The organism is Stenotrophomonas sp. UBA7606 (assembly GCF_002477705.1).
Lineage (GTDB): Bacteria > Pseudomonadota > Gammaproteobacteria > Xanthomonadales > Xanthomonadaceae > Stenotrophomonas.
In genome coordinates this window covers 1-7431 of sequence record NZ_DLJW01000014.1, presented here as the reverse complement: position 1 = coordinate 7431, position 7431 = coordinate 1, and the positions used below count along the sequence as shown (strand labels likewise).

Below are 7431 nucleotides of genomic sequence, written 5' to 3'. Positions count from 1 at the left end.
AGCCGGCCGTGCTGCGTGGGCAGCGCCTCCAACTGGCGTGGTACGACCCGTTCGGTGCTTCCTCGCCGGGGAGGCGGCTGGAGCTGCGGGCGGGGGAGAGGTGGCAGTTGCAGGTCCGGCTGCGTGCGCCGCGGGGCTTGAGCAACCCTGGCGGGTTCGACGCCGAACGGCATGCGCTGGCCTTGCGGCTGGTGGCCAACGGTGTGGTGCGCGTGCTGCCTGCGCCGCGGCGGTTGGCCGCAGGCACGGGGTTGCAGGCATGGCGTGAGGCGGTCAGTGACCGTATCGCCGGCAGCGTAGGGGCCGGGTCCGCGCGCTATGTGCAGGCACTGGCGTTGGGTGATACACGCGGCCTGGGCGAGCTGGATTGGCAGCGCCTGCGCGCGACCGGCCTGACCCACCTGATCGCGATCTCCGGATTCCACGTCGGCATGGTCGCCGTCTGCGGCGCATGGCTGGTCGCCGGGATGTGGTGGTTGCTGCCTGGCCTGGGACGCTGGTTGCCGCGGCTGCAGGCGGCGGCCATCGGGGCCTTCCTCGTGGCACTGGTCTATGCAGCGGCAGCGGGCTTCGCGTTGCCTACGGTACGTACGGTGCTGATGATCGGGGTGATCGTGCTGGCCCGGCTGTGGCGTCGTCCGGTCAGTGTGACCGGAAGCCTGGGGCTGGCCGCGTTGGCCGTGCTGTCGGTGGATCCCTTGTCGGTACTGGTGGCCGGATTCTGGCTGAGCTTCGCCGGCGTGGCGCTGTTGGCCGAATGCCTGCCGGAGCGGCTGCACTGGCTGCGGGGATTTTTGTCGGCGCAATGGGTGGCGACGCTGGGGTTGTTGCCGTTGACTGTCCTGTTGTTCGGCCAGGCCTCGGCCGTAGGGCCATTGGCCAATCTGGTCGCCATCCCGTGGTGGAGCTTGGTCGTGGTGCCGTTGGCACTGCTGGGAACAGCCGCCGAGGCGGTCTGGACCGGGGCCGGTGCGCTGCCGTGGCGCGCGTCGGCGTGGTGTTTTGATCTGTCGTGGCCGTTGTTCGAAACCCTGGCCGATAGCCGCCTGTCGCTGTGGTGGCTGTCGGAGCCGGCGTGGTTCGCACTGCCGCTGGCGTTGTTGGGGGCACTCTGGATGCTGTTGCCGCGCGGCGTGCCGGGGCGTGGACTGGCACTGCTGCTGTGGCTGCCCCTGTTGCTGCCGTGGCGTGAGCTGCCCGGCGACGGTGAGTTCGAGATCGTGGTGCTGGATGTCGGCCAAGGGCTGTCGGTGCTGGTGCGCAGCCGTGCGCATGCCCTGCTGTACGACGCCGGGCCGGCCGTGCGCGATGGCTTCGACGCCGGCGAGCGGGTGGTGGTACAAGCATTGCGTGCATTGGGTGTGCGTCGGCTGGACCGGTTGGTGCTCAGCCATGGTGATCATGACCATGCCGGCGGGGCGGCGGCGGTGCAGGCGGAGATGCCAGGAGTGCCGTTGCTGGGGCCGCCGGGCATGCCCGGGGCGGAAGCAGCAGCTTGCGAGGCAGGGCAGCAGTGGTGGTGGGACGGGGTGCAGTTCGAGTTCCTGCATCCTGCCGCCGGCTTCCCCTACCTGCGCAACGAGTCCAGCTGCGTGTTGCGGGTTGGCGGTCCCTACGGCGTGGCCCTGCTGACCGGCGACATCGGTGCGGTGATCGAACAGGGGCTGGTCAGGCGCTCGCCGCGCGCGGTGCGGGCCGATGTGGTGCTGGTGCCACACCACGGCAGTGGCGGGTCGTCGACGCGGGCGTTCATTGCCGCCACTGGCGCGCGCTTGGCCGTGGTATCGGCCGGGCACGCCAACCGGTTCGGTCATCCACGTGCGGACGTGCGCGAGCGCTGGCAACGCAGCGGGGCTGAACTGCTGGAAACCGCAGGCAGTGGCGCGGTGCGGGTGTGGCTGGGGAAAGGGGGTATCCAGCTTCGTGAAAGGCGGATCTGGCGCTCACGTGGCTGGGATGCCGCGGAGCGGACGCGGGCGGCTGCTATCCTATCGACCAGCAAACAGGCGGCCATCGAGCCGGAGGGTTGAAACGTGTGGGAACTGGTCAAGGCTGGCGGCTGGCCGATGCTGCCGCTGCTGCTGTTGGGTGTGCTGGCTTTGGCGATAGTCCTGGAGCGTTTCTGGAGCCTGCGGCGTAACGAAGTGCTGCCGCCCGGGCTGGGCGAGGAGGTCCGCAACTGGGCCGCGCGCGGCAAGCTCGACGCCTCGCATATCGCCTCGCTGCGCGCCAACTCCCCGCTGGGTGCCCTGTTGGCGGCCGCGCTGGAAGCGCGCAACCGGCCGCGTGAGCAGATCCGTGAGCGCATCGAGGACACCGGCCGTCACCTGGTGCATCGGATGGGCCGCTTCCTCAATGCCCTGGGCACCATTGCCTCGGCCGGTCCGCTGCTGGGCCTGCTCGGCACGGTGGTCGGCATGATCCAGATGTTCCTGGGCATCCTCGACCATGGCGTGGGTGACGTGAACCAGCTCGCCGGCGGCATCGGCAAGGCGCTGGTGTGCACCGCGACCGGCATGATCGTGGCGATCCCGGCATTGATGTTCCACCGCTACTTCCGTGGCCGCATCGACGGCTACGTGATCGAGATGGAGCAGGAAGCCAGCGCCTTGCTGGATTCGCTTGATGGCCGACCGGCGGTGATGGCGGCGGCCAAGGGCGTGGCCGCACAGAAGCCTGCCGCGACCGCAAAGGCCTGAGCCCCGATGCGCATCCGCGAAAACCGCCACTCGGATGAGCCGCATATCGATCTGGTTCCCCTGATCGACGTGATCCTGGTGTTGATCATCTTCTTCGTGGTCACCACCACGTTCGATGCGCGTTCGACGCTGCAGGTGCAGCTGCCGACGGCCAGCGACCAGAAGAACAGCGCGCCGCCGCGCTCGCTGAGCGTGCTGGTCAATGCCGACGGCCGTTACTTCGTCAACGACCAGGAAGTGCTGCGCACCGACGTGGAGTCGCTCAAGCAGGTGCTGGCCCAGGCCGGCGGCGATGACCGCGAGCAGACCGTGCTGCTGCGCGCCGACGCGCGCACGCCGTACCAGGCCGTAGTGACCGCGCAGGACGCACTGGGCCAGTTGGGCTTCCGCCGCATCGCCATCGCCACCGCGCCGGAAGTGAAGCAGTGAGCGCCTTGGTGAGCCCGTGGAAGACTTACAGGCGATTGCTGGGCTTTGCCAAGCCATATCGCACACTGCTGTTGATGGCCGTGCTGGGCATGCTGATCGAAGCCGCTGCCGGCATGGGTTTTCTGGGGCTGATGAGCCCGATCACCAATAACCTGGTGAATCCGGAGAACATCAATCCATGGATGCCCCTTGCCATCATTGGTTTGTTCCTGTTGCGCGGGGCTGCGGGCTACCTGACAGACATCGGCATGGGCAAGGCGGCGCGGAGCATCGCACGTGACCTGCGTGTGCGCGTGTTGTCCAAGTACATGCGGTTGCCCGGCCAACGCTTTGACGCCGAGCCCGTGCCGTCCATGCTGGTGCGGCTGGGGTCCGATAGCGACCAGGTGGCGCAAGCTGCAATCGACGCCATGAAAGTGGTGCTCCAGCAGTCACTGCAGGCGCTGGGCGCGCTGGTGATGATGTTCATCTACAGCTGGCAGGTAACTCTGGCGATCTTCGTGCTTGCTCCCCCGTTGGCCTGGGTCATGAACAAGGTGGCCAAGCGCTACCGGCGTATCAGCCATCGCATCCAGGAGAGCAGCGCCGAATTGCTGCAGGCCGCCGACCAGGCGCTGTCGAGCCAGCAAGAGGTGAAGATCTATGGCGCGCAACCTACCGAAATGGAGCGCTACGAGGGCCTGGCCAATACCAACCTGCGCCTGGCAATGAAGGTCGAATCCACGCGCAGTATTTCTTCGGGGATGGTGCAGCTGATTGGCGCGGTCGGTTTGGCTGCGCTGCTGTTCATTGCCGGCCATGAGGCTTCGGCCGGGCGCTTGAGTGTTGGCGATTTCGTGTCGCTGATGATGGCGATGCTGACCATCATCCCCGCGCTCAAGCAGCTGACCAACGTGCAGAACATGACCCAGCGCGGCATCGCTTCGGCGCAGCGCCTGTTCCTTGTACTCGATGCGGCCGACGAAGTGGACTCCGGACAGATGCCATTGGGCAGGGCCAAGGGGGAGTTGGAGTTCCGGCACGTCAGCGCCCGTTATGAGGGACAAGCCAGGCTCGCACTGGAAGACATCAGTTTCATCGCCAAACCCGGCACCGTGACCGCCATCGTCGGCCGGTCCGGCAGCGGCAAGTCCACGCTGATCAAGCTGATCCCGCGCTTCTACGAGATCGAGGCCGGCCAGATCCTGTTGGATGGTCATCCGTTGCAGGATTACAGGCTGGCCGACCTGCGCCGGCAGATCGCCCTGGTCGGCCAGCAGGTCACCCTGTTCAATGGCAGCATCGCGCAGAACGTGGCCTACGGTGAACTGCACAAGCGCAGCGCCGAACAGGTGGATGATGCGGTTGCCGGTGCCAATGCCCTGGAGTTCGTCGAGCAGTTGCCCGAGGGCCTGCAGGCGCAGGTGGGCGCCAAGGGCGGCAAGCTCTCCGGCGGCCAGCGCCAGCGTCTGGCCATTGCCCGCGCCATGCTCAAGGATGCCCCGATCCTGATCCTGGACGAAGCCACCGCGGCGCTGGACAACGAGTCCGAGCGACTGGTCCAGGACGCCTTGCAGAAGCTGATGCCCGACCGCACCACGCTGGTGATCGCGCACCGGCTGTCCACCATCGAGCATGCCGACCAGGTGCTGGTGATGGACCAGGGGCGCATCGTGGAGCGTGGCACCCACCAGCAGTTGCTGGCGCTGGGTGGGCTGTATGAGCACCTGTACCGCATGCAGTTCCGGGAGAGCCAGGACTGATGGAGAAGCGAGGCCCGCAGACCCCGGGCTGGTGGTACGACGACGCTCCGGTACCGCTGGCGGCCCGTGTGGTTGCTCCCTTGTATGGCGCGGTCTCCGGCCTGCGTCGGTGGTTGTACCAGCGCGGCTGGTTGCGGCGCCGGCAGGTGCCGGTGCCGGTGATCGTGGTCGGCAACATCACTGCTGGCGGTACGGGCAAGACGCCGTTGACCATCGAACTGGTCACGCGCCTGCGTGAAGCCGGCTGGAAACCTGGCGTGGCCAGCCGCGGCTATGGCCGCGATGACGCCGGCACGGCACGCTGGATCACCCCGGACATGGAGCCGGCATTGGGTGGCGATGAGCCGGTGCTGATTGCCTGGAAGACCGGCGTGCCGGTGCGCGTGGATCGTGATCGGGTCGCGGCGGCCAAGGCTTTGCTGGAGGCCGGTTGTGACGTGGTTGTCTGTGATGACGGCCTGCAGCATTACCGGTTGGCGCGCGATATCGAGATCGAAGTGGTGGACGCGGCGCGCCGCTACGGCAACGGCCGCATGATGCCGGCCGGGCCCCTGCGCGAATCGGCCGCGCGCGCGCGCGATTGCGACTTCCGCGTGGTCAACCTGGGCCAGGCCAGTGACGCGCCGGAGCCGGCGGTGGCCTCCGGCTTCGGTGAATGGGCCATGCGCCTGCGCATCGATACCGCCCATCCGCTCAATGGTGGACGGGACCAGCCGCTGCAGGCCTTCGCCGGCCAGCGCGTGCATGCCGTGGCCGGTATTGCCAATCCACAGCGGTTCTTCCAGATGCTGCGCGCGCGTGGCATCGGTGTGGTGCCGCATGCCTTCGCCGACCACCATCGTTACCAGGCCGGTGACCTGTCCTTCGGCAGCGAGTTGCCGGTGCTGATGACCGAGAAGGATGCGGTGAAGTGCCAGCGCTTCGCCAATCGCTGGCACTATGCGGTACCGCTGCAGGCCGAGCTGCCGGCCGCGTTCTGGGTGGCGTTGCTGGACCGCCTGGGCAAGCTGGCACGCGGGTGAAGGGCAGGTGCCCGAGGGCACCGACGGTGTACGCGCTGGCGCGTTGGTCGCCGCATGCAAGGAGTTCAAATGAAGCAGGTTCCCGAGTTCGTCGTGGCCATTCCGGCCCGTTATGCCTCCACCCGTCTGCCCGGCAAGCCGTTGGCGCTGATCCACGGCGAGCCGATGGTGCTGCATGTCGCGCGACGGGCGCTGGATGCCGGTGCCCGCGAGGTCTGGGTGGCAACCGACGATGCGCGCATCGCCGATGCCGTCGCTGGGCTGGACGGCATCCATGTCGCGATGACCGATCCCGGCCACGCCTCCGGTACTGATCGTCTGGCCGAATGTGCGCGGCAGGCCGGGTGGGCGGACGACGTGATCGTGGTCAACCTGCAGGGCGACGAGCCGTTCGCCCCGGCGGTGGGTATCCAGGCCGTCGCCAGCGTGCTGGCCGACAGTGGCGCGCCGATGTCGACGCTGGCCACCCCGGTCGAGGACGCGCCGACCCTGTTCGATCCGAACGTGGTCAAGCTGGTGCGGACTGTCGGCGGCGACGCGTTGTATTTCAGCCGCGCACCGATCCCGTGGCATCGGGATGCGTTCGCGCGCTCGCGGGACGAGCTGCCGGCCGGCAGCTGGCTGCGCCATATCGGCATCTATGGCTATCGTGCCGGCTTCCTGCAGCAGTTCGCGGCGATGCCGCCGGGCATGCTGGAACAGGTCGAATCGCTGGAGCAGTTGCGGGTGCTGGAGGCCGGGTTCCGGATCGCGGTGGCGTTGTCACCTGCACCGTTCCCGCCCGGCATCGATACTGCCGAGGACCTGGCCCGTGCCGATGCCCTGATGCGAGGAGCGCCTTGAAGCTGTTGGTGGTCTGCCTGGGCAACATCTGCCGTTCGCCGATGGGCGAAGGGGCCCTGCGCGCCCGCATCGCGCAGGCGCGACTGGACTGGATCAGCGTGGACTCGGCGGGAACCTCCGGCTGGCACGCCGGCGAGCCGCCGGATCGACGCGCGGTAGCCTGTGCGCGGCGTCAAGGCGTGGACATTTCGAGCTTGCGTGGTCGCCAGCTGCGCCGCGAGGATTTCTTCGATTTCGACTACATCTTCTGTGCCGATCATGACAATCTGGCCGAGGCCCGGGCGCTGGCCCCCGAGCATGCGCGTGAACGCGCGGTGCTGTGGCTGCCCTGGGCCGGTATTGCCGGGGCCACGGTGGTGCCCGATCCGTATTACGGTGGGCAGGAGGATTTTGAACATAGCTGGGCGCTGGTCGATGCCGCCGCACGGGCAACCGTCCAGCGCCTGTTGCGGCGAGACGACTCCGGCATAATCCCGACATGAACGAAAAGCGCCTACTGGAACTGCCCAAGACCGGCATCTGGCTCAACGCCGCCCCCGCTACCCTGCAGGAACTGCGGGGTTGCCCAGTGGCGCTCGCCTTCGTCAACGGCGCGTCGATATGGTCGATGCAACGCCTGGCCGAGGTGACCGGTTGGCAGGCGCGCAATCCGGGTCGGCTGCAGCTGGTGGTGGTGCAGGTGCCGCGTTTCGAGTT

Annotated in this window: 7 protein-coding genes and 1 pseudogene; all 8 read left to right on the top strand. The window is 67.6% G+C overall.

The annotated features are described in order from the left end of the window. Positions 1-2030: DNA internalization-related competence protein ComEC/Rec2 (locus tag B2527_RS02535; protein WP_293705974.1), on the top strand; the 2030-nt coding region annotated here is incomplete at its 5' end. Positions 2031-2033: 3 nt separating this feature from the next. After that, a complete protein-coding gene (locus B2527_RS02530; protein WP_192286179.1) occupies positions 2034-2699 on the top strand; it encodes a MotA/TolQ/ExbB proton channel family protein in 666 nt (221 codons plus the stop codon). 6 nt (positions 2700-2705) lie between these two features. Then, complete coding sequence (locus B2527_RS02525; RefSeq protein ID WP_132864328.1) at positions 2706-3128, top strand: ExbD/TolR family protein; 423 nt, start codon at positions 2706-2708, stop codon at positions 3126-3128. Beyond that, the gene (gene msbA, locus B2527_RS02520) at positions 3125-4870 is read left to right on the top strand and encodes a lipid A export permease/ATP-binding protein MsbA (RefSeq protein WP_279432513.1); all 1746 of its coding nucleotides are present in this window, start codon (positions 3125-3127) and stop codon (positions 4868-4870) included. The genes B2527_RS02525 and msbA overlap by 4 nt, the downstream gene beginning before the upstream one ends. After that, on the top strand, positions 4870-5892 hold the full coding sequence (lpxK, locus tag B2527_RS02515; RefSeq protein ID WP_293705973.1) for a tetraacyldisaccharide 4'-kinase: 1023 nt from the start codon (positions 4870-4872) through the stop codon (positions 5890-5892). Before msbA ends, lpxK begins: the two co-directional genes overlap by 1 nt. A gap of 69 nt (positions 5893-5961) precedes the next feature. Further along, entirely contained in the window at positions 5962-6735 is a 774-nt protein-coding gene (gene kdsB / locus B2527_RS02510; protein ID WP_293705972.1) for a 3-deoxy-manno-octulosonate cytidylyltransferase, read from the top strand. Then, the gene (locus tag B2527_RS02505) at positions 6732-7217 is read left to right on the top strand and encodes a low molecular weight protein-tyrosine-phosphatase (RefSeq protein WP_293705971.1); all 486 of its coding nucleotides are present in this window, start codon (positions 6732-6734) and stop codon (positions 7215-7217) included. Before kdsB ends, B2527_RS02505 begins: the two co-directional genes overlap by 4 nt. Beyond that, positions 7214-7431: pseudogene (locus B2527_RS02500) on the top strand (hypothetical protein); the annotation flags it as partial. The gene B2527_RS02505 and the pseudogene B2527_RS02500, both read left to right, overlap by 4 nt.

What these genes read in the sequence shown, in the direction of transcription:
- B2527_RS02525 (WP_132864328.1), top strand. Translation starts at nt 2,706, where the DNA reads ATGCGCATCCGCGAAAACCGCCACTCGGATGAGCCGCATATCGATCTG.
- lpxK (WP_293705973.1), top strand. Translation starts at nt 4,870, where the DNA reads ATGGAGAAGCGAGGCCCGCAGACCCCGGGCTGGTGGTACGACGACGCT.
- kdsB (WP_293705972.1), top strand. Translation starts at nt 5,962, where the DNA reads ATGAAGCAGGTTCCCGAGTTCGTCGTGGCCATTCCGGCCCGTTATGCC.